This is a genomic window from Agrobacterium sp. MCAB5, assembly GCF_052114365.1.
GTDB classification, from domain to species: domain Bacteria; phylum Pseudomonadota; class Alphaproteobacteria; order Rhizobiales; family Rhizobiaceae; genus Agrobacterium; species Agrobacterium tumefaciens.
The window spans coordinates 554,432-579,681 of record NZ_JBFREP010000002.1 but is presented as its reverse complement, the minus strand read 5'-3'; the positions used below and the strand labels follow the sequence as shown (position 1 = coordinate 579,681).

Below are 25,250 nucleotides of genomic sequence, written 5' to 3'. Positions count from 1 at the left end.
ATGAGACATGCTGTTTAAATCGACAACGGGCCGTAATATCTTCGCAGTCGCCGCGTGCGGCGTCGTTGCAACAATCGCGGCTTCGGCCGTGCTGTTTTATCGGTCCTTTGAGGATACGAGGGCCAACAGTATGGAGCGTATGCAGCAGATCGCGCAAGCCGAAGCTTTGACGACCGAGAAAAATATCGGCGGCATGATTCACATCGTCAATAGCCTCGGCTCGGTTCTGGAATCGATGAAGCAGTCGGGCGATGCCGATCGGGGCAAGGCCGATCAGCTTATCCGGCACATGCTGGCGAACAATCCCGATTTGCTTGGTCTCTGGACCGGATGGGAGCCCAATGCCTTCGATGGCAAGGATGCGGACTTCGTCAACAAGGAGGGATATGATGCGACTGGTCGTTATGTACCCTATTGGGTGCGGAGCGGAGGCAAAATAAGCAACACCGCATTGACGGATTATACCACCGCGGGTCCAGGCGATTATTATCAGTTGCCCTTCACATTGAAGAAAACAGTCGTCATCGAACCCTATTCTTACGCAATCGATGGCAAGGAGGTTCTGATTACCTCGGTCGCCAAACCTGTCATCGTCGACGGTAAAACTCTGGGCGTCGCTGGCCTCGATCTGTCGCTGGAGGAAACGAACAAGGCGTTGTCAGCCGTCCGGCCGATGGGAACGGGCTTCATGAGCCTTGTGAGTGGCGGCGGCAAGATCATCAGCCATCCCGATGCGACGATAATGGGTAAGAACCTCGCAGATGGCGGCGCACAAACTGAAGGCTGGGATAAACTGATCGCCAATCCCGGAAAAGAGCTTGAAATGACGGCACAGGACGGCACGGTTTCCCTTGCCGTCGCCTTGCCGGTCATGCTCACCGGCGACATGAAATGGTACGCAATCGTCTCGGTTCCGGAGGACACGGTCTTTGCGCAGCTGCATGCAATGATGCGTGACGCCGTCCTGACGATCGTAACGGCGGCGGTGCTGCTGGCGATGGCCGGCTGGTTTATTGCACGGCGGTTCATCAACCGCATCACGAATGTCATCGATGAGACCGCCCAGATCGCCCGGGGAAATCTCCAGCTGACATTGAAGGATATCGAGACCAGGGACGAGATCGGCGATCTTGCCCGCTCGCTTGACGTTTTGCGCGAAAACAATCGTGAAAAAGCCTTGCTGGAGCAGGAAGCGGAAGCCAACCGAACTCTTGGCGAACAGGAGCGGGTGGCCCGCGAACACAAGGCGGCCGATGAGGCGAGCGGTATCCGTTTCGCGGTTGACAGTCTGGCTCAGGCGTTGGCCAGGCTCGCAGATGGCGACGTGTCCTGTCGTATCAACGATCCCTTTGTCGAGCGGTTCGATGCCGTGCGCAACGATTTTAACGGTTCTGCCGGGAAGTTGCAGAACGCGCTTCTGCGGGTATCGGATAATGCCGCCGGTATTGATGCCGGCGCTAATGAAATCAAGGCAGCCTCCGATGATCTTGCAAGGCGGACGGAACAGCAGGCTGCTGCCGTGGAGGAAACCGCCGCAGCTCTTGAAGAGATCACAATAACCGTGAAAGATGCCGCGAACCGTGCGCATGAGGCGGGCCGGCTGGTTTCCCGCACGCGCATCGGTGCGGAACGATCGGGCGAAGTCGTGCGTCAGGCCGTGATCGCGATGGAGCGGATCGAAAAATCCTCGAACGAGATTTCCAGTATCATCGGTGTGATCGACGAGATTGCCTTCCAGACGAACTTGCTGGCACTCAATGCCGGCGTGGAAGCGGCGCGAGCCGGCGAGGCGGGCAAGGGTTTTGCCGTGGTGGCGCAGGAGGTGCGCGAACTTGCGCAGCGTTCTGCTGGGGCGGCGAAGGAAATCAAGTCGCTGATCACAAAATCGAACCAGCAGGTCGAAGAGGGCGTGCATCTTGTCGGCGACACCGGCAAGGCACTCGACGCGATTGTCGCCGAAGTGCAGGAGATCAACCAGCACGTCGCCGCGATCGTCGAATCCGCGCAAGAGCAGTCGTCCGGCCTTCAGCAGATCAATACCGCCGTGAACCAGATGGATCAGGACACGCAGAAAAATGCCGCGATGGTGGAAGAAATGACCGCCGCAAGCCACAATCTTGCAGGCGAGGTCGATGCGCTGAACCGGTTGCTCGGCCAGTTCGAGCTGGGTTCAGGCGCACTTGCTCATCGGGGGGCACTCAAGGCGGCTTGATCGGCCGCCACGGGGTTTAGTTCGCTTCACGTTCAGCGCCGCGAACCACAGGAAGCGGCCTGACGAAGCGCTGTTCCAGAACCTCGCTTCCCCACTGGCTGCCGGGACGTTCCTCTACACAGGTAAAACCCTGGGCCTCGTAAAGATGCCGTGCCGCCAAAAGTCCGTTGAAAGTCCACAGATGGGTTTCGGCGAATGCTTTTTCGTCTGTGAACGCAAGGGCGGTTGCCAACAGCCTTCGCCCGACGCCGCCACCACGCACGCCATCATCGACGATGAACCAGCGCAGATGCGCGGTTCCCGGTCCCAGATCTTCACCGTCGATTGCAACGGAGCCGATGATATCGTCTCCACGCATTGCGACCCAGATCGAATTTTGCGGGCTTTCGAGCCGGTTGCAAAAGGAGGCGAGACCTTCGGCAACAACGGATTCGAAGCGCTGGCCGAAGCCTGATGTCCGGGCATAATAAAGCGCATGCATTTGCGTGATACGGGCAATAAGGCCGGGCCTGTAGCCCCTGACGATTTCGATCGGGGGAGCCGCGGCGTCGGCCCGGTATCCCAGCGCGTCGGCATAAAGGCGAAGCCCGTCAAGGATTTTTTGGCCATCCGCAGGCGCGAGCCGCGACAGTGCGTTTGATACCTGTCGGTTGGCAAAGGTGTGGATGGCTTCGACCCGCTTCTGTCCTCGCCCGGCGAGGCGCAACCGCTTGATACGACTATCCTCTTCGTCCGTTTCTTCCAGAACATCGCCCGAAAGAACCAGTTTGCGAAGCATGCGGCTGATGCTCGACTTTTCAAGCCGAAGCATCTTTCCCAGATCGCGTGCGGAAATGCGTGGGCATGCCTCGATCTCGATCAGGGCGTGCACGGCGGAGGGCGGCAGATCGGTGCCGGCAAAGTCTCCACCCATGAAGCCGAGTTCGCGCACGAGCCGACGCGAGGTGGAGCGGATATCGTTTATGGGAAAGGGTCTTTCGGACATGCCAAAATCCATTATGGTTGCATCATGCAACCATAATCATATTTGATCGGTCTTGCCAAGGTCACCACTGCGCAGCGCCGATAACATGAAAACCTCTCGAAACCGCTGTGGTGGTATCAAAGGGATCATTCGGTACGGGTGATTATCCGACTATATTGTCGATAAGCTCGACAGGCCTCGATTTCCTCGCGCTGACACCGCTCTAGTCACGAAACCGCAGGTTCCGGCGTGTCAGTTGGTCGACGGTGGTGCAGCCCATCAGCTTCATGCCGCGCTCGATTTCGATGCGCATCAGCTCAAGCGCCCGCTCGACACCCGGCTGTCCGGCGGCGGCAAGCGGGAAAAGGTAATAGCGGCCAAGCCCGACGGCCTTCGCCCCCAGAGACAGGGCTTTGAGGACGTGCGTTCCGCGCTGAACCCCGCCATCCATCATGACATCGATACGGTCACCGACTGCGTCGACAATCTCGGCCAGTTGGTCGAAGGCGCTACGCGAACCATCGAGCTGGCGACCGCCGTGATTGGAAAGCACGATGCCGCTGCAACCGATATCGACGGCGCGTCTGGCGTCCTCCACGGACATGACACCCTTCAGACAAAAAGGGCCGCCCCATTCACGCACCATCTGTGCGACGTCGTCCCATGTCATGGATGGGTCGAGCATTTCGGTGAAATAGCGACTGATGGAGAGCGCGCCGCCGTCCATTTTGATGTGGCCGTCGAGCTGGGGCAGGCTGAAGCGCTCATGCGTCAGATAATTGATCCCCCAGGCCGGCTTGATGGCGAATTGCGCAATGCCGGAAAGATTGAGCTTGAACGGAATGGCAAAACCGGTGCGCTTGTCGCGCTCACGGTTCCCACCCGTGATGCTGTCCACCGTCAGCATCATCGTCTGCACACCCGCAGTCTTGGCGCGCGCCATCATATCGCGGTTGAGACCACGGTCCTTGTGGAAATAAAACTGATAGACCTGTGGGCCGCCGCTGATCCGGCGCGCTTCCTCGAGGCTGGTGGTGCCGAGTGAAGAAACGCCGAACATCGTGCCGAATTTTCCGGCTGCGGCCGCAACCGCCCGCTCCCCCTGATGGTGGAAGAGACGCTGAAGCGCCGTCGGGGAACAATAGACCGGCATCGCCAGCTTCTGCCCCATGACGGTGACAGACATGTCCACATCGGCCACGCCCCGCAACACGTCGGGAACGAGATCGCAATTGTCGAAGGCGGTCGTGTTTCTCCGGTACGTCACCTCATCGTCGGCAGCACCGTCGATGTAGTTGAAGATCGGTCCGGGAAGACGCTGTTTAGCCATTCGGCGAAAATCGTGGAAATTGTAGCAGTCTTTAAGTTGCATTTGTTAGTCCGCCGATCCGCTATGCAAACGTTAAAAGATGAAACCTGTCCCGGGAATTCTGCGTCTCATACGTCCGTCAAGCTGCCTCAGCTGCGCAGGCCCGGCGCTTCCTGTCCGGTGCTTTCGACATATTCCGTATATCCGCCGCCAAATTGGTGGATACCGTCAGGCGTCAGTTCCAGCACCCGGTTGGAAAGGGCGGCCAGGAAATGGCGGTCATGCGAAACGAAAAGCATCGTGCCTTCATATTCCGACAGGGCCTTGATCAGCATTTCCTTGGTGTCGAGGTCGAGATGGTTCGTCGGCTCGTCCAGCACGAGGAAATTCGGCGGGTCGAACAGCATGGCAGCCATGACCAGACGGGCCTTCTCACCGCCGGACAAAACGCGGCAGCGCTTCTCCACATCGTCACCGGAAAAACCGAAGCAGCCGGCAAGGGCGCGCAGCGGTGCCTGCCCGGCTTTCGGGAAACGTTCCTCCAGCCATTCCAGAATGGTGCTGTCACCATCAAGAACATCCATGGCGTGCTGGGCGAAATAACCGAGCTTGACGCTGGCGCCGAGAGTGACATTGCCGGAATCCGGCGTGGTCGTGCCAGTCACGAGTTTCAGCAAGGTGGATTTTCCGGCACCATTGACACCCATGATGCACCAGCGTTCCTTGCGCCGCACCATGAAGTCCAACTCGCCATAGATCGTGCGGCTGCCATAGGCCTTGTTCACTTTCTTCAGCGCGACGACATCTTCGCCAGATCTCGGCGCCGGCGCAAATTCGAAAGCGACCGTCTGGCGCCGCTTGGGCGGCTCGACGCGGTCAATCTTTTCGAGTTTCTTGACGCGGCTCTGCACCTGTGAGGCGTGCGAGGCACGCGCCTTGAAGCGCTCGATGAACTTGATTTCCTTGGCGAGCATCGCCTGCTGGCGTTCGAACTGCGCCTGCTGCTGCTTTTCGTTCTGCGCACGCTGCTGTTCGTAAAAGCCGTAGTCGCCGGAATAGGTGGTGAGGTTGCCAGCGTCAATTTCGATGATCTTGGTAACGATGCGGTTCATGAATTCGCGGTCGTGCGAGGTCATCAAAAGCGCGCCGTCGTAGTTCTTCAGAAAATCTTCGAGCCAGATCAGGCTTTCGAGATCGAGATGGTTCGAGGGTTCGTCGAGCAGCATCACGTCCGGGCGCATCAGAAGGATGCGGGCGAGCGCCACGCGCATCTTCCAGCCGCCGGAAAGTTTGGCGACGTCGCCATCCATCATTTCCTGACTGAAGCTCAGCCCGTCCAGAACCTCGCGCGCGCGGCCCTCCAGCGCGTAGCCGTCCAGTTCTTCATACCGCGCCTGCACTTCGCCGTAACGCTCGATGATGGCATCCATTTCGTCCATCCGGTCGGGATCGGACATGGCGGCTTCCAGCTGCCGAAGTTCGGCTGCGACTTCGCTGACCGGGCCGGCGCCTTCCATGACTTCGGCCACGGCGGAACGGCCGGACATTTCGCCGACGTCCTGGTTGAAATAACCGACCGTCATGCCCTTTTCGACGACGACCTGTCCCTCGTCGGGCTGTTCCTCGCCGGTCATCATTCGGAACAGCGTGGTCTTGCCAGAGCCGTTGGGGCCAACAAGGCCGATCTTCTCGCCGCGATTGAGCGCAGCGGAGGCCTCGATGTAGAGAATGCGGTGACTGTTCGACTTGCTGATATTTTCGATGCGGATCATGACAGGGGCCTGTGAATGGGAGCGGCTCTCCTATGCCATGTGTCGCCGGCGCTGTCACCTGCCGCGCACGCCGTGCCAGCCATGCAACCCGGCAAGGTCGCCCAGGGAACATCGCTCCCCGGAAGCGGAGTCGTTTCCGGGGGATGCTGGCTTGATTTTCCCTTAATTGGTCAGCGTTGCCAAACTGCCGGCAGCCTTGCGGGCAATTTCGCCGAAGGCGGTAACGATCTGCTCCATGTTTTCAGGCGCGTAATAATTGTCGAGACTGGACGCACAATGTTGCAGCAGCGACTTGCCCTTGTCCGGCGCCATGAACGCGACGCTGAAAATCTTGATACCGTCTTTCTTGGCCGTATCGCAGGTATTGCGCACGGTCTGGTCGATGCTGGAACTCCAGGAGGAGCTGTTCCCCGTCATTTCGCCATCCGTCATGAGAACGATGTATCGCTCGAAGGATTCGCTTTTCTTGTCCTTGTGTTCTTTCGCTTCAACGGTATTCGCTTTTTTAAGGGCGTTGTATGCGGCATTCAGACTGCTGCGGGCATCCGTACCGCCAGACGGAAACTCCGGGATCTGTTTGTCGACATAGGTGGCAACGCTGCTAGTACCCCAAGTGATAGGCTGGGCCGCGTAGGTCTCATGCGTATAGACCGAGGCTCCTGTTCGAACCAGTTCGGAACCGCCGTTGGCGGTATAAGTGGGATCGGCCTTGTTCAACGTCGCGACGAGATAGCCGACCGCGGTTTTTAGCGAAGTAGCCTTGTTGACGTAGCAGGGCGATGTATTTTTGAGATTGGGATAACTCCCCCAGTTATCGACCGTGTAGTTCTGGCACGACGTTTTCTTGGTGTTGAGCGTATCGGTCTTGAAGGACATCGAACCCGAGCGGTCGAGCACCAGATACATGGAGATCGGCGCGCCCTTGTTGACAGTGCTTACCGCGGTGCCTGTCGCGGCAAGGTCGAGTGTTTTCGCCCCGAAGAACCCAAAGAGCGGATTAAGCTGCATCTGGTAGTTTATCGTGGTCTGGATGGTGTAGGTCTTACCGCGCGCATCGTCCGTTGTGCCGATATTGACTGGAGAGTTTTTCTCGAGCGCCTTCTTCTCCTCCTCGGTCAGGGTCTTTTCCATCTGGCTGGCGATGAAGGCCTTGGCGATTTCCTTGATTTGTTCGTCCGTCAGAGCGCCTTCTTTCAAGCGGGCCTCGGTCGCCGCCGCGAGAGCCGCCGAATCCGCCGTGTTCTGCAGGTCCGCTTTCACCTGCATCACATTCGCCAGCTCCATGCCGGCCCCCGCAAAACCAAGTAGCACCGGCAGCAATATTGCCGTCATCATGCCAAAATTGCCGCCCGTATCGGCAAGGAAACGGCGCGTCATTTTTTGATATGCGGAGGAGATCATAACGGGCTCACTAATTAGAACATTAGACTGAGCGCAGGAAACCCGCAAACGATGTAGAATCCACTAATGTAGACGGTTAAATTTTATACGTCGTTCAAATTGGTGCAGTTTTTCAAGTATTAATTCGAGTATGCTCATAATAACACGTAATGTATCATTACTGGACGGGAATGACGTCGACGGCCTGTTTGATCTGCTGGTTGCCGTAGCTCTTCAATACGCCGATCACCGGCGCGACATCGGAATAGTCCCGGCCATAGCCAACGACGATATGGTCGCTGCCGGCAACGATATCGTTGGTGGGGTCGAGCTCCAGATAACCGGCAGCCTCACCGCACCATACGCGAACCCAGGCATGCATCGCATCGGCACCTTCCAGACGTTCCTTGCCCGGCGGGGGGATGGTGCGCAGGAAGCCGCTGACGTAACCGGCGGGAATGCCGAGGCTGCGCAGCGCCATGATCATGATATGCGAAAAGTCCTGGCATACGCCGCGTTTCAGCTTGAAGGCTTCCGACGGTGTCGTATCGACAGTCGTCGCTTCACCGTCATAGGTGAAGTCCTTGTGTATGCGTTTGCACATCGAGAGTGCGATTTCGCGAATGGTCATTCCGGGCTTCAGCAATTCCCGCGCATAGGCCGATATCGCCGTATCCGTCCCTAGCCTCGGGCTGGCGCCGATGAAGTGATGCGGTGACTGGAAGTCGACCGACCAGACGTCTGCAAGGTCTTGCGGCAGGCGTGAAAGCTCGGGTGAAAAATCTGCCGTCAGCGCAGGTGCCTCCACCATCACACGCGCCTGCATGCGGATATCCAGCTTTTCGTGCGGTGCGCGCAGATGCACTGAGGTGGCCGATTGATGAAAGAAATCCTCAAAGACCGCCCGTTCTTCCGGCACCGGCGAAACATCGATGGTGCCGGCGATGAAGCGCTGACGGCCCGGGATCGACAGGGGCAGCACGCGGATGATGTGGCGCGCGCCATGGGCCGGCGTGTCGTAGGAGTAACCCATATGCAGGGAAAGGTCATAAAGCATCGGGTTATCCGAGATATGTCTGGGCCAGAACATCGGAAAGATGTTCCATGTCCGTTTCGAGCTGTCGGTAGATCGCGCCGTTCATGTTTTCCGGCGTCATGACGGCAAGGCCGGAATGCAGCCGCATCGCCTCGCGGTAAAAGGGCGACATCTGGCCGTTCGTAAAGGCGTTCGGCAGCTGCTCCACCTCGGTACGAATCTCGTTCAGCTGAAACAGGATGGACCGTGGGTTGAGCGGATCGAGCGCCAGAAGATCGGTGACGGTCAGACCCGCCGTGCTGACATTGTAGCGGCGGCGATGGGTCATGACGCTATCACCGATTTCGAGCAGCATGTCATAGGATCCATCTGGCGCATCCGGTCCGGTCATGTGGCCGAGAAGCCTTGTCATATGCAGGCCACGTTCGAGATAGCGGCCGATCGACAGGAAACGCCAGCCGGTGAAACGATACATGTTTTCGTGCACGAGACCGGCGAAGCCTGCAAGCTTGCGAAGGAGGATCGTCATGGCATGGGTCGCGTCGTCGCCCGGCGAAACCTTTGCGTGGAACCGACGGGCAGTCTTGGCAAGGTCATTCAGCGCAAGCCATCCGTCCGGCGAAAAACGGTCTCGGATGTTGCTGGCGGAATAGAGCGCGCTGTTGATGTTGTTCAGCAGGCTTTCCGGCACGGCATCGTTCATTTCCACATCCAGCGCTTCGAGATAACGCGTGACATGCGCAAGCAAGGGCTGACGTGGGTCGGCGGATTCGGCATAACGTCCGTGCCAGGCGCGCAAGATGCGCAATGCGCCTTCCGAACGTTCGATATAGCGGCCGAGCCAGAAGAGATTGTCCGCCGCACGGCTTGGCAGGCTGCCCGGCATATTTCGGGTGAAGCTTTCTTCCGCCGGTAAAAGCGTGGTGCGTTCCACCGGCTTGTCGCTGACGATCCAGACATCCGCAGCACTGCCGCCTGATTGCATGGCGATGGCCGATACATCGTTGCTGCTGCCGATCCGCGCAAAGCCGCCCGGCATGATCTGCCATCCATCCTGGGTGCGGGCGGCAAAAACGCGAAGGCTCATCGGGCGCGGCACGAGCTTGTTGTCGATATAGGCCGGCGTGGTGGAAAGCGTCACCACCTCTTGGCCGACAAGCCTGTGGCCATCGGAAGCGAGCCAGTCACTGATCGATTCCTTCGCTGTTTCGCGTAAGGACGAGCCGAGCACGGACTGACCGTTGTCTTCGAAGAAGGGCAGCCGGGAATAGGCCGGGCCGATGACCATGCCCTCGATATTGCCGGCAACGTGGCGGCGCTCGGATTCCTGTCCGCACCACCAGGTCGCGATGGACGGCAGTTTCAGGTCTTCGCCAAGCAGATGGCGACAGACGCGCGGCATGAAGGACAGCAGGGCCCGTGTTTCGAGAATGCCGGTGCCGAGCGCGTTGACGATTGTCAGTGCTTCATTGCGCAGCGCCTGCACCATGCCGGGCGTACCGATGTGGGATTGCTGGTTCAGTTCCAGCGGATCGGAATAGGAGGCATCGAGGCGCCGCCAAAGCACGCCGATCGGTTTCAGTCCGGCCACGGTCCTTACCATCACGCGGCCGTTGACCACGGTCAGATCCTCACCCTCTAGCAGCATGAAGCCGAGATAGCGGGCGATATAGGCGTGTTCGAAATAGGTTTCGTTGGCGGGGCCGGGGGTCAGCACCGCGATGCGGTCATCCGGATGTTTTCTGTGCGACTGCAAGGTGTCGCGGAAAGCGCCGAAAAATGAAGCGAGACGGTGAACATGGGTTTCGGCATAGATGTCGGAAAGCGCGCGTGTGGTCGCCACCCGGTTTTCCAGCGCAAACCCTGCGCCGGAAGGCGCCTGTGTCCTATCGGCCAGTACCCACCAGTTGCCATCAGGTCCGCGTCCAATCTCGAACGAGCAGAAATGCAGATAATGGCCGCTTGCAGGTTTTACGCCGACCATCGGCCGCAGATATTCCGGATTGGAGGCGATTAGTGCCGGCGGTACGTAACCTTCCTTCACCAGCCGGTTTTCGCCGTAAAAATCGGCGACCATGGCTTCCAGAAGATTGGCGCGCTGTTTAAGCCCTTCGGAAAGAACCGTCCATTCCTTGTCGTCGATCAGCACCGGGATATGGGAGATCGGCCAGTTTCTTTCGCTGCTGCCCTTGGTGTAATCGCGGTAAAACACGCCCGCATCGCGCAGATAGCGGTCGGTGCGGGCAAAGCGCTCATGCAGTTCGCGTTCCGACATTCGCGACAGGGCACCGAGCAGGGTTTTCCAGACCGGTCTGACCTTGCCGTTGGTATCGAGCATCTCATCGGCCACGCCGGGCAAGGTGGAGTAGTCAAGCCCGCGCGATTGCGCGCTCGTTTCCGTCTTGCGTTCCGTGGCCGGGGCTTTGGACAATTTATACTCCGTATGGCCGGCGCAGATCGAGCGTCAGCGGAAATTCTGGCGACACGGTTTCCGCCATCAACGGATATTGCCCGGCCGTATGTCCCCATGGTTCGAAACGGGCAAGGCGGCGTGCCTCGGCCTCGTTGCCGTTGACGGGAAAGGTCTCGTAATTGCGACCACCCGGATGAGCAACATGGTAGATGCATCCGCCGATCGATCGTCCCGACCATGTATCATAAATGTCAAAGGTCAAGGGCGAATTGACCGGCAGAACGGGATGCAGGCCGGAAGAGGGCTGCCACGCCTTGAAACGAACACCGGCGACCGCAACGCTTCGGTTTTCCGTCGGAGTTAGCGGAACGGCGCGACCGTTGCACGCCACGGTATAGCGCGCAGGGTTGGAGGTTTCGAGGCGGACCTGCATACGCTCGACGGAGCTGTCGACAAAACGCACGGTTCCGCCGATGGCACCCTGTTCGCCCATAACATGCCAGGGCTCCAGAGCCTGGCGCAATTCCAGCTTCGCGCCTTCGTATTCCACCTCACCGAAGAAGGGGAAACGGAACTCCTGCTGGGCTGTGAACCATTCCGGCTTCAGGTCGAAGCCATTTTCCCTCAGGTCTCCGAGCACGTCCATAAAGTCCGCCCAGATGTAGTGCGGCAGCATGAATCGGTCTGCAAGTGCCGTGCCCCAGCGCACGAATTTGCCGGCGGCGGGGTTTTTCCAGAAACGGGCGATGAGGGCGCGCACCAGCAATTGCTGGGCGAGCGACATGCGGGCATTCGGCGGCATTTCGAAGCCGCGGAACTCCACAAGGCCAAGGCGGCCGGTCGGCCCATCGGGAGAAAACAGCTTGTCGATGCAGATTTCGGCGCGGTGGGTGTTGCCCGTCACATCCGTCAGGAGGTTGCGGAACAGGCGGTCGACCAGCCATGGCAGCGGCGGCGCACCCTGGCCAGGGGCAGGCACCTGCGCCAGCGCGATCTCCAGTTCGTAAAGACTGTCGTGGCGGGCTTCGTCGATGCGGGGCGCCTGACTCGTCGGTCCGATGAACAGGCCGGAGAACAGGTAGGAAAGCGACGGGTGCCGCTGCCAGTGCAAGACAAGGCTTTTCAGAAGGTCGGGACGGCGCAGGAAAGGGCTGTCATTCGGGTTGGCCCCGCCCACGACCACATGGTTGCCACCACCGGTGCCGGTGTGACGACCATCGATCATGAATTTGTCAGCGCCCAGACGCGTCTGTCGCGCCTCTTCATAGACCGCCGTGGTGATGTCGACACAATCCTTCCAGCTTGCGGCCGGGTGGATGTTGACCTCGATGACGCCGGGATCGGGCGCTACACGGATGACATTGATACGCTCGTCATGTGGTGGAGCATAACCTTCGATATGGACGGGCAGCCCGAGCTCGGCCGCTGCCGCTTCTGCCGCTGCGACCAGTTCCAGATAATCCTCGATGCGTTCGACAGGCGGCATGAAGACGCAGAGCCGTCCATCGCGCGGTTCCACCGACATGGCTGTGCGCACCGCGCCGCCGATTTCACCAAGCGTCTGCTCGATGCGTTCCTGGCCGGATGCCTCATCCGCATGGAAAGACGCTTCCGGCATGGTGCGTCCGGAGGGCTGGAATTTCTCGGGAAGCGGCCCTCGCGGGATCGAAGGGTCAGCTTCATGGATATAAGGATAGGCGGATGGCGGCACATGGGGCAGGGTGCCAAGCGGCAGGCGGTAACCTACCGGGCTATCACCCGGAACGAGGAAAATCTTGCCGCGCCGTGTTTTCCATTTCTCGCTGACCCAGCGTTTGTCTGTGGTGGGCTTGGCGTTCCACGCCTGCACCGGAAGAATATAACCCGTCGGTGTCGTCAGCCCGCGTTCGAACACGCGGGCAAGGCGATTGCGTTCTTCCGGGTCTTTCAGTTTCGAGTTGGACGGATCGACATTTTCGGGAAGACTACCTTCCTTGATGATCCATTCGGCCGGATCCTCATAGGCCGGAAGCACCAGATCGGGCTCCACACCGAGATGAGTGGCGATACCGCTCAGTAGCTTTTGCGCGTCGTCGGCCGCAACACCGGTATTTGCGCCTTCTTCGGCAATCAGCGCAGGGTTCTGCCAGATCGGCAGACCGTCCTTTCGCCAGTAGAGTGAAAATGTCCAACGCGGCAGGCTTTCGCCCGGATACCATTTTCCCTGCCCGTAGTGCAGGAAGCCGCCGGGCGCGAAACGTTCGCGCAGGCGGCGGATCAACACGTCCGCTTTTTCGCGTTTCGTCGGTCCAACCGCGCCGGTGTTCCATTCCTCGGATTCGAAATCGTCGATGGAAACGAAGGTCGGCTCGCCGCCCATGGTCAGCCTGACGTCATGGGCGTTCAGAACCTGATCGACCTTTTCGCCGAGTGCATTGAGGCTCTCCCAGCTCTCATCGGAGAAGGGTTTGGTGATGCGCGGGGTCTCGGCAACGCGCCGAACCTGCATGTCGAAAGCGAATTCCGTATTGGCCTCGCCGAAATAACCGCCGGAAATCGGCGCGGCATTGCGGAAATGCGGCGTTGCCGCCAGCGGAATATGGCTCTCGCCGGTCAAAAGCCCCGAAGTGGGGTCGAGACCGACCCAGCCGGCGCCCGGCATATAGACCTCGGCCCAGGCATGCAGATCGGTGAAATCGACCTCTGTCCCTGACGGGCCATCCAATGCCTTGAGATCCGGTGTCAGCTGGATGAGGTATCCCGACACGAAACGTGCGGCAAGGCCGAGATGTCTCAAGATCTGGACGAACAGCCAGCTGGTGTCGCGGCATGAACCCTTGCCGGAAGCCAGCGTTTCTTCCGGCGTCTGAACACCCGGTTCCATGCGGATGACGTAACCGATTTCCTGCTGCAGACGGGCGTTGAGGCCGACGACCATATCCACCGTCGGCTGTCCGGGTGTGTGGTCCACGGTGGCCATGAAGGCGGAAAGCAGGGGGCCGGTCGGTTCCGGTTTCATGTAGATGGACAGATCTTCCCGCAGCTCCTGCGGATAATCGAACGGCCACTTGGTCGCCTCTTCCTCAACGAAGAAATCGAACGGATTGTAAACCGTCATATCGGCGACAAGATCGACCTCGATCTTGAATTCCGTCGCCGGCTCGGGAAAAACGAACCGGGCGAGATAATTGCCGTATGGGTCCTGTTGAAGGTTCACGAAATGATTTGACGGCGAAACCTTGAGAGAATGGCTGATGACATGGGTTCTGGAGTGCGAGGCGGGCTTCAATCTTATGATTTGCGGTCCAAGGCGAACCGGATTGTCGTATTTATAATGCGTCAGATGATAGATGCTCGCTTTGATCGCCATTAATCTGCCTTGCCCGGTTTTCCGGTTTATGCGGTTTGTCCGCCCCTCTGAAATTATTTGGATTTTGTGCAATGCAGGAAAAGAAAGCAAGGATCATTTCCGGAGGCACCCGCATTGTTGGCCGAGGCGCCGATGTTTGCCGGCGCGAAGAATTGCCGCGGCTTTTTAATTGTCTCCCTGGGGATTTCTCCGCGGTTGTGGACAAGGTTGAACGGCGTGTTATTGCTGGGCATCGCAAGGTGCAGCATCGCAAACCGCTTTCCTTGCCGACTGACGTTTCGGAATGGAATGAATGGCAACAACGGTGACCGACGATCAGCGCAAGAGTGCGGCGAACCTTTCGGGCTTCGATCTCGATTTTCGTTCGCAACTACGCATGATGGGCAATGCCTTCTGGACGTCGCCGGTTCGCAACCGGCTGATATTGCTGTCGATTGCCCTGCTCACGGTGATATTGCTCACCGCTTACGGGCAGATCAGGCTCAATGAGTGGAACGCGCCGTTTTACAATGCGCTGGAGCGGCGCGATCTTGACGCCTTCCTCCATCAGCTCGAAGTCTTCGCGATCATTGCTGGGCTGTTGTTGCTTCTCAATGTCATTCAGACCTGGCTTAACCAGATGACGGCGCTGAACATGCGCGAGGGTCTTGCCAAGGATATGGTGGACCAGTGGCTGAAACCGGGGCGCGCCGCCCGCCTTGCCGGTTTCGGCACGATTGCGATCAATCCGGACCAGCGTTTGCACGACGATGTCCGCAACCTTGCGGAAAGCAGCACGGCGCTTTCCATCGGCCTTGTGAATGCGACGATCCTGCTCATCAGCTTCATCGGCGTTCTGTGGACATTGTCGGCAGGCTTTTCCATCACGATCAACGGCGATCCGGTTGCGATTCCCGGATACATGGTCTGGGCGGCGATCCTTTATGCGGGCTCGGCGTCCCTGCTCAGCAACCTTGTCGGCTATCGTCTGGTCGGCCTGAATGCTGAACGTTATTCAAAAGAGGCCGAACTACGCTTTTCCCTGATGCGGGCCAGCGAAAATCTGGCGGCGATTGCGCTTGCGCGTGGTGAAAAAAACGAGCGGCGGCGGATCGGCGTTGATATCGATGCCGTGCTCGGCGTAATCCGCGGGCTCGCTTTAGCAATGACGCATCTGACCTGGGTGTCGTCGGGCTACGGCTGGTTGGCGGTTGTGGCGCCCATTCTTATTGCAGCGCCGGTCTATTTTTCCGGCAACCTCACCTTCGGCGGGCTGATGATGGCCGTCGGCGCCTTCAACCAGGTCAATACCGCACTTCGCTGGTATATCGACAATTTCGGGCCGATTGCCAGCTGGAAGGCGACGTTGCAGCGTGTTTCGGTGTTTCGCAACGCTCTGATCCAGATGGATAGCGTTGAACAGCACGGCCTCGCAATCGATCTTCAACGGAGTGCCGACAACGAAAAAATCCGCCTTCGGTCGGTGACTATCTGCCGCGATGCGGGCGGACAGGATCTGGAGCGGGGTTTCCGGCTGCGTGAGGCCGAGGTTGAAATCGGGCGGGGTGATCGTCTGATGATCAATGGCGAACAGGGCGTGAACCGGCGGCTGCTGTTTGCCGCCATGGCCGGCCTGTGGCCATGGGGGCAGGGCAGGATAGAAATGCCCGAACAGTCCGACACGCTTTTCATTGCCCAGCACGGCTATTTGCCAACAGGAACGCTGCGCGAAATTCTGGCCTATCCGCGCGCGCCCCAGCGGTTTGTGGAGGCAGACTATGTCGCGGCGCTGACCGCGTGCGGTCTCGGTGAAATGGCGCCCCGGCTTGATGAACACATTCGCTGGGACAAGAAGCTGGATTCGGATGAACAGGCCAGCATTAGGATCGCCAATGCCCTGTTGTTGAAGCCGAAATTCATCGTCATCGACGATTTGCTGGAAGGGCTGGAAAAACAGACACAGGATACGCTGGCGGAGGTTTTGAATGGGATCGACGGCGTAGCGATTATCTATATCGGCAGATCAGAGACATTTTTGTCGGTTCTTACCCCGGCTTTGGCCCATCTGGACCATGCCCCCATGAAGGAAAATACCGTAAAGCCGGATATCGCTCCAAAATAAGCCGCCGGGTTATGCTGCTGTTGACCTCACAGTGCGGATCAAAGCCGCAAATGCCATTTTTCGAGGTCCAGCCGTTGCTGTTTGGCAAGGCTTATGGTGCCGTCCGGCTCCATCTGCGAGCGCAGAACAAAGGTGCCGGTCGCCAGGCTGATGGCAATGACGCTGGCAACCGCGAGAATGATACGGTCGTAGCGCTGCTGTATCTTATTGTTTCCACTCCAGTCATAGGCCATTCGCACGCCCTCGCGGTTTTTTGGAATCGTGCCGCATCATGGTTAACCGAAGCTTACGATGGCTTCGTGATTCCTTGCTGTTTTGGAAGGGCTGCCGCGAAAAATCGGCTATTGGCTGAGGGGGCGCGGTTGTTTAAATCCGGCGGCGGGAGGTTCTTGAAAGGAATTTGATATGGAACAGCAACCGCCCGCCGATATGGAACTCACGCTCAGAACGCTTGCCATGCCGGCTGACGCCAATCCGGCCGGCGACATTTTCGGCGGTTGGGTGATGTCGCAGATGGACCTTGCCGCCTTCGTCCGCGCCAATGATGTGGCAGGCGGGCGTACCGTCACAGTGGCGGTTCATGAAATCGTCTTCAAGAAACCGGTCAAGATCGGCGATACATTGTGTGTCTATACCAGGATCGAAAAGGTTGGGCGCACCTCCGTCACGCTCAAGATCGAGGCCTGGACCCGCAGGCACTATCAGGATTCCCGGGAAAAGGTTACGGAGGCCGTCTTCATCATGGTAGCGGTGGATGACAAAGGCGAGCCGCGCCCTGTGCGCAAAGAGGCGTAAGGCGCTTGCCTTCGAAGCAAACTTCCGACCGTTCGCAGGCAGCCGAAAGAGCATGAGGCTCTTCGGCTCCGCCAATTCGATCTCCGAACGCGCAATACTTTAGAAATATCCAATTTATTTATCAATTTTTGCGATCAAGGTGTGGAATAGGGCGGGGATCAGGCTGTGACCATTCCAGGTGTTGTTATTGTTGGTGGCGCTCACGGCACGCTTGCCCTTGCCCGCAGCCTTGGCGCCCTTGATGTGCCTGTGCACTATATCACCCATGATTCACCGCTGCCGGGCTGGTCGCGTTTCGTGAAGAACACGATCCGCTGGTCCGGTCCTCTTGATGCAGGGGCGATGGCGTTTTTACGCGATATGGCAGACAAGCATCATCTGAAAGGGTGTCTTCTGGTGCCATCAGGGGATGGCGAGGTTCAGCTCGTTTCACAACATCGCGATGAGCTTTCCGCCCTTTACAAAATCGTCCTGCCTGATTGGTCCTCCCTTCAATGGTTGTGCGAGAAACCGCTGCTCTACAAACGCGCGGCGGAACTCGGTGTCAGCTTCCCCAGGACCTATGCCATGGTCACGTCCGATGACGCCGATGCGCTGGACGTGACGTTTCCCGTTATCCTGAAGCCGAATATGGGCGGGGGCGATACCGCGATTTCCCGGGCGAAGGTTATCCGCGCCGATGACAGGCAGGCTCTGAAAGCCGCTTTTGCCGCTGCGAGCGGCGAGATCGGCGCGGGCAATGTCGTCGTGCAGGAGCTCATTCCCGGCGGGGGAGAAAGCCAGTTTTCCTATGCGGCGCTCTGGCGCAATGGCGAGCCTGTTGCAGAATTCACCGCCCGACGCCTGCGTCAGTATCCCGTCGATTTTGGTTACACCAGCACCTGTGTCGAGGTTGTCGACAACCCTCAAGCGATCGATGCGGCAAGGAAAATATTGAAATCGGCCGGTCACAGCGGGTTGGTCGAGGTGGAGTTTAAGCGGGATGGCAGGGATGGATCGCTGAAACTTCTCGATGTTAATCCGCGCCCATGGTCGTGGTTCGGCCTGTGTTCAGCGGCCGGCATCGATCTCGGCGCGCTGCTGTGGCAGGTTGCCAACGACATGCCGCGCGGCCAGATGCTCGATGCGCGGCAAAGTGTGTCATGGTCCTATCTTGTCCGTGATGCCATTGCCGCATTGACGTTAAATCGACGGGGACAGGCGGGAATTGGGGACTATGTCGCCTCTCTGCGCACAATCCGCAGCTGGGCGGCTTTTGCGGCGAACGATCCTTTGCCGGGCCTTATCGACCTGCCGCTCACGGTCTGGAGAGTCATCAAAAAACGGGTTCTGCCCGGTTTGAAGTTGCGGTAATCGGTAATGGTGTTCTTGCGGTCGGTAAAACGCTCTCTGAAATATGGGGTCATAAGGGCGGGGCTGGAGATAGCTTCCCTGCCGGCGGTTCGTGCGGCTTTTCCGGCTCTTGCCGGGCGTGGCGTGATTTTCACGCTGCACCATGTTCGTCCGGACGAGGAAGCGTCAGCTTTTGCGCCGAATGCACACTTGTCGATCACGCCACAATTTCTGGAAGAGGCGATAGAGGCGGCGCTCGAATGTGGTCTCGTTCCCGTTCATCTACACGATCTGCCGGGCCTGCTCGCCGATAATTCCGAGAAACGGTCGTTCTGTGCTTTCACGCTTGATGATGGCTATCGCAACAATGCCGAATATGCTGCACCGATTTTCCGAAAATATGCTGTTCCCTATACGATTTTCATCACGCCGGGTTTTGTGGAGCGGACGCGTAGCGTGTGGTGGGAAACCACTGCCGCGCTGACGCAGAAAGCCACGTCCTTTGAATTCGATTTCGGGGCAGGGCCGGAGGAGATTAAATCCGGCAGCCTTCCACAAAAAGCGGAAGCCTTTGCGCGTCTGGAAAACTTCGTCCAGATATTCGCGGAGGACGAGGCGGTGGAGAGGATCGACCGTGTCGCGGGGCAACATGGTATCGATCCGATCGCGATCGTGGACAAACTCGTCATGGATGCGGCCGAACTCAAGGCGCTGTCGAGCGATCCCCTGGTCCATCTCGGCGCGCATACCATGATGCATGTGAACATGCGCAAGATCGATGCGGCGCGTCTGGCATACGAAATCGAGGAATCGACAAGACGGGTGGAGACCTATGTCGGCCGTCGGCCGAGGTCTTTTTCCTATCCCTATGGCTGGATAAAGGCTGTGGGAGAACGCGAGGCGAAAGCGGTGTTTGATGCGGGATTTCCCGTAGCTGTTACCACGCAGGCCGGTATTCTTGGGGCCCATAGCCTTGAAAAGCCGATGCTGTTGCCGCGCGTTTCGCTGAACGGCCGCTTTCAGAAAAAGCGCTTTGTCAAAGCGCTCATCTCAGGCCTGCCTTTCCGGTTCGTCTAGGGATCAACCTCTCCCTGCCATCTTTCGCCGATGACGACGACATGTGTCGGTGCGGCTAATCGAGCTGTCGTGTTGTTTTTGTTATTCACATCCATTTATCTATTGATTATAAATAAATTTATCGAAGGAAAACATTACAACTTTTCTTAAGGTTTCGCCCGTGCTGTTGATATTTTCCGATGACCTGACCGGTGCGCTTGATGCGGCCGCCCCCTTCGCCGGGCGTGGGCTTTCGACTGAAGTTGCGATCGGTCTTGACGGCGTCCCTGCAGCGGTGGCCGATGCGCCGGCCGTCCTCAGCGTCAATCTGGGTTGTCGGGATGGCAAGGCGGATGAAGCCCGCCGCCGCACGCAGGAACTGATGGCACTGGTTCCGGCCGATACAATTCTGTTCAAGAAGATCGATTCCCGCCTGAAAGGACATATCGCCGCGGAAATGGATGCTGTTTCCTATCGGCACGCGCTTGTAGTGCCAGCCATTCCGGATTTTGGACGCATCGTCGTAGACGGTTCCGTGTCCGGCTTTGGCGTTGAGGGCACGATTTCGGTTCATGAAAGACTGGGCGGTCACGCCAGCCGCTGCGCAATACCAGACACCCTATCGCATGCGGACATCAGGGAGGCTTTGCTTGCCGGGCGCGCAAACGGGGTTGATCTTTTGGTGGGCGCGCGAGGGCTGGCCGAGGCGCTGGCCGAAATGATGACAACGCAGGCGGTGCCCGAAGCGGCATCTATTCCCGCGGGTAAGGGGCTTTTCGTCATAGGTTCGCGTGACCCGATCACCGTTGAACAAATTGAAATCCTTAAAGGAACGGGTTTGGTATCGGTCACCGATGCACCCAATGGCGTCGTGCCGTTTCACGCGCATGCTCGTTCCAGGCTGACGCTCGTTTACGCGACGCAAGGGGCGGAAGATCTTTCCCCGCTCGAGGTTTCAGACCAGCTGGCGTATGGCGTCGTGCCGCTTTTCACCACCGGGACCGACACGTTGCTTTTGTCCGGCGGCGCCACGGCCGAAGCGGTGCTGCTTGCCATGGGGGTATCGCGTCTGCGCCTTGCCGGCGAGTGCCTGCCCGGTCTTGGTGTCGGCTGGTCCGGCGACCAATGTATCATTGCGAAGTCAGGTGGTTTTGGGCAAGCTGACACGTTGAAACGGATTGCGAAAATGATGCTTGGCGAAAATGACGCTGGAGAAAGCTGATCAGATGGGGCTGATGAAAGAAACGGCGCGCAAGGCACTTCCGGACATTATTTTCGAGAGAATGCACCGGGCGATCAAATCCGGCGCCTACAAGCCGGATGAACGGCTTCCGACCGAACATGAACTCGCCATGGAATTCGAAGTGTCGCGACCGGTGGTCCGCGAGGCGCTTCGGCGGCTGCGCGAACAGGGGTTCATCTATTCGCGAAGGGGTTCCGGCAGCTATGTGCGGGCATTCGGCCTGCGCGAGCCGCTGGGCTTCGGCCAGCTCGAAAATGTCGCTGACCTGCTGAACTGTTATGAATTCAGGCTGACTCTGGAGCCGGCAGCGGCGGCGGCGGCGGCCTTGCGGCATGATGGCGAGAGGCTCGTCGCAATCAAAAAGGCGCTCGAGCTGATGCGGGACGCGACCAATCGCCAGTCCCACCGTGAGGATGCCGATTATCAGTTCCACCTTGCCATCGCGCGGGCGGCACGGAATAGCTATTTCTCGACTGCGATGGAGGCTCTCAAGGACCACATTGCGGTGGGAATGAAGTTTCACGGCATGTCGGTGAAGCGTGAGGCATCCGGCCTTACCCGCGTGTTTGCCGAGCACGAGGCGATTGCGGTGGCGATTGCCGAAGGAGATGCCGAGGCCGCGCGGCGGCTGATGCACGACCATCTGACGGGATCACGTGACCGCCTCTTCGAGTCTTCGCATACGGATTGAGGGAAGTGACGGCGAGCCGGTGCGCGATAGCGCACCGGACTTTCGATTAGAAAGCGCGGCGGTAAATGCCGAGCACGTCATCAAGGCTCATATCGACGGGATTGTTGTCCATCAGCCGGCGGATTGCGTGAGCGTCTTGCGCATAACGGGGAAGATCGGTTTCGCTTGCCCCGTGCCGCGCAAGGGACATTTCAATGCCGAGGCCGGCGCAGAAATCTGTCGCTGCCTTGCGAAGATCATCGGATGAAAGATGCTCGCGAAGCCCAAGCGCTCCGGCCACCTCCGCCGTCTTTGCCGAAACCGCGTGCTGGTTGAAAGCCAGAACATGCGGGAAGACGATAGCGTTTGCCAGCCCGTGCGGCAGGTTGAGAAGCGTGCCGAGCGGATAGGCGATGGCGTGACCCGCCGCCGTATTGACCGGGCCAAGGCAGATGCCGCCATAGTAGGAGGCGAGCATCATTCCTTCGCGGGCTTCGGTATCAGCGCCGTCGCGAACGGCGCGCGCCAGATATTTGCCCACCAGCGAAAAGCCCATGCGGGCAAAACCGTCGATCATCGGATGGGCCTTGCGATTGGTGAAAGCCTCCACGCAATGCGCCATGGCATCCACCCCCGTCGCCGCTGTCACAGCTGATGGCACGGAATACGTGAGTTCCGGATCGAGCACCGCGAAATCGGCAATCAGATGAGGGCTTTCGACCGCGACCTTGCTGCCCTTGACGGGATCGGTGATGAGCGAGCGAATCCCGGCTTCCGAGCCGGTTCCGGCGGTGGTGGCAATCTGGACGAGCCTGGTGTCGCGCCCTGCGACCCTGTTCGGTCCTGCCACATCCTCAAGCGTCTGGCTGGAATTCCAGAGTGCGGCGACGAGCTTCGCCACATCCATCACCGAGCCACCGCCGAGGCCGATGACGAGATCGGGTTTGGCGGCGCGCGCTGCGGCCAGTGCTGCATCGAGCGTCCCTGTGTCCGGTTCGCCGGGAATGGCGTCAAAGACAGTGAAAGGACCCTGCAATTGCAGCCGGTCGGCAAATTTCGCTGTCAGCGGCGTGGCGATCACCAGGGTCGAAGCGGTTTTGCCGGCCCAGGCGCCGACCTGGGAAATGGTGCCGGCGCCAACGGCAAGCCTGCGCGGCTGATGGATGAGAATGGAGGCTGTGGACATGGTGTTCATCCTCTTGCGCCCTTGCCCGCCACGAGCTTGCGCGCATAGGCTATGGCCTCATTCATGTTGCCGTGATTGGCGATGCCTTTGCCGGCGATGTCGAAGGCCGTTCCATGATCGACCGAAGTGCGATCAATCGGCAGATCGACCGAGACATTGACGGCGGTATCGAAGGCGACGAGCTTGATCGGGATATGGCCCTGATCGTGATATTGCGCGACAACCAGATCGAAAGTGCCCGAATAGGCGCGGTGGAACACGGTATCGGCGGAGATCGGCCCGTGTACCTCGATGCCTTCAGCGCGCGCGGCGGCAACCGCTGGCGCAATCTGGTCATCATCCTCGGTGCCAAACAGACCGTTTTCGCCGCAATGCGGATTGATACCGGCAACCGCGATGCGCGGCCGCTCGTAACCGATGCGCTTCAGATGAGCATTGCCAGCGCGGATGGTCGCCAGCACCCGCTCCGTCGTTGCCCGTTGAATGGCTTCCTGCAGGGACACGTGGGTCGAGACGTGAATGACCTTCAGCCGCTCGGAGGCAAGCAACATGTAGGCGGCTGAAGAACCGGTCAGGCTGCGCAGCATGCCGGTGTGGCCGTCATAATGGTGGCCCGCAAGATTGAGGGCCTCCTTGTTAATCGGAGCAGTGACGATGCAGCCGATTGCGCCCGCTTCGGCATCCCGCACCGCTTTTTCAATGAAACGGAAAGCGGCGTCTCCGGCAACCGGCGACAGCGTGCCCCATGGCAGCGGCGCACCCTCCACCGGCAGATCGACCACATTCCGAGTAAGATCGATGTCGATGCCAAGCGCACCCCGCGCCGCTTCCAGCGTGGCAAGGTTGCCATAAATCCGCGTTGCTTCCCTATCCGGGGCGGACATTTCCGCAAGCGCGCGGACGGTTATTTCCGGGCCGACGCCGCAGGGGTCACCCATGGTGATACCAATGATGTTGCTCATCCGATTCTCCCGTCCTTGGCGTCTGCCCAGCCGGGCGCCAGCCGGACATATTTGATTGCGCGGCGATGATAGGTGTAGCTTGCGTGCAGGGTACCGTCCGCTGCCTCCAGAAGCCATGGATAGGACATTTCCAGATTGCGGCCGTCGGTCGAATCGTTGGACAGGCAGGTGCCCGGCCCGTCCTCGATCAAAATCCGGGTAGGAAAGCTGCGGCCGTCGTCATCGGACAGGCAGATGGAAACCGGCGCGCGCGGCACGCCCCATATGGGCACACATCCACCGCTCGGATCGGCATCCGGTCTGTCGTCTTCCTCGCCCAGTTCGTCATAAAGCGAGGCGCGACGGTCGCTGGATTGCGCGGCGTTGATGGGGTTGCAGATCATCGCCAGCCTGCCGTGTGCGAGCCTGATCGCGGCGATGGAGGAATTATTGTTCGGTACGTCGGTCGGCAGCGGTTCTGTCCATGAGCGACCGCCATCTGTGCTTTCCGTGCGGTAAACGAGATCGGCCTGACGGCGGCGAAAAAAAGCGGAGTAGCGCCCATTCGCGCCCGCAACCGGGCTCATATGAACGCAGCCGGTCGAGCCCGCCAGCTCCTGCAATTGCCATGTGAGGCCGTTGTCTTTCGATATGCCGAGTGCTGCGGTATCGTGGCTGCCGTTCCATTTCTGGCCGGGGCGTTGGACGCAGCGGAAGATCGGCAGAAGCCATGCGCCGTCATCGCGGATGCGAAGCGGCGCACGGATGAAGCAGCCTTTCGGAAGATCGAGAAAACGGCCATCTTCGGCGGACAGCTTTTCCGGCGTTGCCGGGTCGTGGACGACCCGCGCCATGCGGATGCGGCATTCGTCCTGATTGCCGGATGGCTGGGCGGTGTGAAACAGCCAGAGAGTGCCATCAGGTGCGGTGAAAATAACCGGATTCTGTTCGGAATGGGCGGGATCGTTGCTCAGGCGCTGCGGCGCTCCCCACCGGCTCGCGCCGGGTGTGAGCGCGGACGCGAAGATCGAAATATCCGATTTTCCCTCCAGCGTTCCGCCAAACCAGGCGCACAGCAGGGTGCCGTCCTGCAGAAGGTGCAGAAAGCTCGCATGGTTCTGGATCATCGGCGATGGCAGGAACGCTTCGTGCCGGTTTTCCGAAACGGCATGGATGGCTCCGGTCATGGCGTGAGCAATGTCATCAGGGGTCATCGTGGTCTCCTCTTGGTCTGATGAAAATGGCATATTCAAAAAGTTGTCAAGTTTATTTAAGACAAAAGGACGTCCGAAAATTTTTGATGAATTAAAATAAGTGTATGTTTTATAAACATAAAACTTCTGTACTAAGTCTCAATAAAAAATCCTTCTGAAAAATAATTTGACAAAAAATGTGATAGCGTCGATGCTTTGATAACGGGTGGAGGAGACGATCATCCGCACGCCATGCTCCTCAATGCAGGAGACGGGGCTTTTGAATGCCTCTTGCGGC

Annotated in this window: 19 protein-coding genes; 8 read left to right on the top strand and 11 right to left on the bottom strand. The window is 58.8% G+C overall.

Features of this window, described 5'->3' with window-relative positions; genetic code table 11:
• The first annotated feature begins 7 nt into the window (after positions 1–7).
• Positions 8–2,212, top strand: a complete 2,205-nt coding sequence (locus AB4Z23_RS07420) for a methyl-accepting chemotaxis protein (RefSeq protein WP_065687970.1) — start codon at positions 8–10, stop codon at positions 2,210–2,212.
• Between the two features lie 16 nt (positions 2,213–2,228).
• On the opposite strand, the gene AB4Z23_RS07415 is transcribed toward AB4Z23_RS07420, so the two are convergent.
• The 7 genes from AB4Z23_RS07415 to AB4Z23_RS07385 form a co-directional block, all read right to left on the bottom strand.
• Positions 2,229–3,197 (bottom strand): GNAT family N-acetyltransferase, encoded by a 969-nt coding sequence (locus tag AB4Z23_RS07415; protein ID WP_421406726.1) that lies wholly within the window; start codon positions 3,195–3,197, stop codon positions 2,229–2,231.
• Positions 3,198–3,399: 202 nt separating this feature from the next.
• Complete coding sequence (locus AB4Z23_RS07410) at positions 3,400–4,548, bottom strand: alpha-hydroxy acid oxidase (protein WP_111801866.1); 1,149 nt, start codon at positions 4,546–4,548, stop codon at positions 3,400–3,402.
• An 86-nt stretch (positions 4,549–4,634) separates the two neighbouring features.
• Positions 4,635–6,257: an ABC-F family ATP-binding cassette domain-containing protein gene (locus tag AB4Z23_RS07405; RefSeq protein ID WP_003511539.1), complete on the bottom strand. Its 1,623-nt coding sequence runs from the start codon at positions 6,255–6,257 to the stop codon at positions 4,635–4,637.
• 162 nt (positions 6,258–6,419) lie between these two features.
• Entirely contained in the window at positions 6,420–7,658 is a 1,239-nt protein-coding gene (locus AB4Z23_RS07400; protein WP_038494383.1) for a vWA domain-containing protein, read from the bottom strand.
• Between the two features lie 157 nt (positions 7,659–7,815).
• Positions 7,816–8,694: a transglutaminase family protein gene (locus tag AB4Z23_RS07395; RefSeq protein WP_065660424.1), complete on the bottom strand. Its 879-nt coding sequence runs from the start codon at positions 8,692–8,694 to the stop codon at positions 7,816–7,818.
• Between the two features lie 4 nt (positions 8,695–8,698).
• Positions 8,699–11,104 (bottom strand): circularly permuted type 2 ATP-grasp protein, encoded by a 2,406-nt coding sequence (locus AB4Z23_RS07390; protein WP_441360037.1) that lies wholly within the window; start codon positions 11,102–11,104, stop codon positions 8,699–8,701.
• A gap of 1 nt (position 11,105) precedes the next feature.
• Positions 11,106–14,435, bottom strand: a complete 3,330-nt coding sequence (locus tag AB4Z23_RS07385) for a transglutaminase family protein (protein ID WP_003511533.1) — start codon at positions 14,433–14,435, stop codon at positions 11,106–11,108.
• A 71-nt stretch (positions 14,436–14,506) separates the two neighbouring features.
• Between AB4Z23_RS07385 and AB4Z23_RS07380 the strand changes: the two genes are divergently transcribed.
• Positions 14,507–14,743, top strand: a complete 237-nt coding sequence (locus AB4Z23_RS07380; protein WP_158008476.1) for a hypothetical protein — start codon at positions 14,507–14,509, stop codon at positions 14,741–14,743.
• Positions 14,728–16,536 carry an ABC transporter ATP-binding protein/permease gene (locus AB4Z23_RS07375; protein ID WP_035199741.1) on the top strand — a complete coding sequence of 603 codons (1,809 nt, stop codon included), beginning with the start codon at positions 14,728–14,730 and terminating at the stop codon, positions 16,534–16,536. Before AB4Z23_RS07380 ends, AB4Z23_RS07375 begins: the two co-directional genes overlap by 16 nt.
• A gap of 38 nt (positions 16,537–16,574) precedes the next feature.
• Here the strand turns inward: AB4Z23_RS07375 and AB4Z23_RS07370 are convergent, their stop codons facing one another.
• Complete coding sequence (locus AB4Z23_RS07370) at positions 16,575–16,769, bottom strand: hypothetical protein (protein WP_013761913.1); 195 nt, start codon at positions 16,767–16,769, stop codon at positions 16,575–16,577.
• A 172-nt stretch (positions 16,770–16,941) separates the two neighbouring features.
• On the opposite strand from AB4Z23_RS07370, the gene AB4Z23_RS07365 reads away from it, so the two are divergent.
• The 5 genes from AB4Z23_RS07365 (at position 16,942) to AB4Z23_RS07345 (ending at position 21,653) form a co-directional block, all read left to right on the top strand.
• The gene (locus AB4Z23_RS07365; protein WP_003511527.1) at positions 16,942–17,331 is read left to right on the top strand and encodes an acyl-CoA thioesterase; all 390 of its coding nucleotides are present in this window, start codon (positions 16,942–16,944) and stop codon (positions 17,329–17,331) included.
• Between the two features lie 165 nt (positions 17,332–17,496).
• Positions 17,497–18,684 carry a carboxylate--amine ligase gene (locus AB4Z23_RS07360; protein WP_112200807.1) on the top strand — a complete coding sequence of 396 codons (1,188 nt, stop codon included), beginning with the start codon at positions 17,497–17,499 and terminating at the stop codon, positions 18,682–18,684.
• A 6-nt stretch (positions 18,685–18,690) separates the two neighbouring features.
• On the top strand, positions 18,691–19,740 hold the full coding sequence (locus AB4Z23_RS07355; protein WP_038494373.1) for a polysaccharide deacetylase family protein: 1,050 nt from the start codon (positions 18,691–18,693) through the stop codon (positions 19,738–19,740).
• Between the two features lie 160 nt (positions 19,741–19,900).
• Positions 19,901–20,941 (top strand): four-carbon acid sugar kinase family protein, encoded by a 1,041-nt coding sequence (locus AB4Z23_RS07350; protein WP_038494370.1) that lies wholly within the window; start codon positions 19,901–19,903, stop codon positions 20,939–20,941.
• A gap of 4 nt (positions 20,942–20,945) precedes the next feature.
• Positions 20,946–21,653, top strand: a complete 708-nt coding sequence (locus AB4Z23_RS07345) for a FadR/GntR family transcriptional regulator (RefSeq protein WP_003511522.1) — start codon at positions 20,946–20,948, stop codon at positions 21,651–21,653.
• A 46-nt stretch (positions 21,654–21,699) separates the two neighbouring features.
• On the opposite strand, the gene AB4Z23_RS07340 is transcribed toward AB4Z23_RS07345, so the two are convergent.
• Genes AB4Z23_RS07340 through AB4Z23_RS07330 form a run of 3 tightly spaced genes read right to left on the bottom strand, consistent with a single transcriptional unit; the run spans position 21,700 to position 24,973 of the window.
• Positions 21,700–22,827: an iron-containing alcohol dehydrogenase gene (locus AB4Z23_RS07340; RefSeq protein WP_013761909.1), complete on the bottom strand. Its 1,128-nt coding sequence runs from the start codon at positions 22,825–22,827 to the stop codon at positions 21,700–21,702.
• Entirely contained in the window at positions 22,824–23,780 is a 957-nt protein-coding gene (gene pdxA / locus AB4Z23_RS07335; protein ID WP_038494367.1) for a 4-hydroxythreonine-4-phosphate dehydrogenase PdxA, read from the bottom strand. The genes AB4Z23_RS07340 and pdxA overlap by 4 nt, the downstream gene beginning before the upstream one ends.
• On the bottom strand, positions 23,777–24,973 hold the full coding sequence (locus AB4Z23_RS07330; RefSeq protein WP_111782982.1) for a sialidase family protein: 1,197 nt from the start codon (positions 24,971–24,973) through the stop codon (positions 23,777–23,779). The genes pdxA and AB4Z23_RS07330 overlap by 4 nt, the downstream gene beginning before the upstream one ends.
• Between the last annotated feature and the right edge of the window lie 277 nt (positions 24,974–25,250).

Coding starts and splice junctions, on each gene's coding strand:
- AB4Z23_RS07405 (WP_003511539.1), bottom strand. CDS start 6,257: ATGATCCGCATCGAAAATATCAGCAAGTCGAACAGTCACCGCATTCTC.
- AB4Z23_RS07340 (WP_013761909.1), bottom strand. CDS start 22,827: ATGAACACCATGTCCACAGCCTCCATTCTCATCCATCAGCCGCGCAGG.
- AB4Z23_RS07410 (WP_111801866.1), bottom strand. CDS start 4,548: ATGCAACTTAAAGACTGCTACAATTTCCACGATTTTCGCCGAATGGCT.
- AB4Z23_RS07345 (WP_003511522.1), top strand. CDS start 20,946: ATGGGGCTGATGAAAGAAACGGCGCGCAAGGCACTTCCGGACATTATT.
- AB4Z23_RS07370 (WP_013761913.1), bottom strand. CDS start 16,769: ATGGCCTATGACTGGAGTGGAAACAATAAGATACAGCAGCGCTACGAC.
- AB4Z23_RS07380 (WP_158008476.1), top strand. CDS start 14,507: ATGCAGGAAAAGAAAGCAAGGATCATTTCCGGAGGCACCCGCATTGTT.
- AB4Z23_RS07400 (WP_038494383.1), bottom strand. CDS start 7,658: ATGATCTCCTCCGCATATCAAAAAATGACGCGCCGTTTCCTTGCCGAT.
- AB4Z23_RS07385 (WP_003511533.1), bottom strand. CDS start 14,435: ATGGCGATCAAAGCGAGCATCTATCATCTGACGCATTATAAATACGAC.
- AB4Z23_RS07355 (WP_038494373.1), top strand. CDS start 18,691: ATGGTGTTCTTGCGGTCGGTAAAACGCTCTCTGAAATATGGGGTCATA.
- pdxA (WP_038494367.1), bottom strand. CDS start 23,780: ATGAGCAACATCATTGGTATCACCATGGGTGACCCCTGCGGCGTCGGC.
- AB4Z23_RS07420 (WP_065687970.1), top strand. CDS start 8: ATGCTGTTTAAATCGACAACGGGCCGTAATATCTTCGCAGTCGCCGCG.
- AB4Z23_RS07395 (WP_065660424.1), bottom strand. CDS start 8,694: ATGCTTTATGACCTTTCCCTGCATATGGGTTACTCCTACGACACGCCG.
- AB4Z23_RS07330 (WP_111782982.1), bottom strand. CDS start 24,973: ATGACCCCTGATGACATTGCTCACGCCATGACCGGAGCCATCCATGCC.
- AB4Z23_RS07375 (WP_035199741.1), top strand. CDS start 14,728: ATGGCAACAACGGTGACCGACGATCAGCGCAAGAGTGCGGCGAACCTT.
- AB4Z23_RS07365 (WP_003511527.1), top strand. CDS start 16,942: ATGGAACAGCAACCGCCCGCCGATATGGAACTCACGCTCAGAACGCTT.
- AB4Z23_RS07415 (WP_421406726.1), bottom strand. CDS start 3,197: ATGTCCGAAAGACCCTTTCCCATAAACGATATCCGCTCCACCTCGCGT.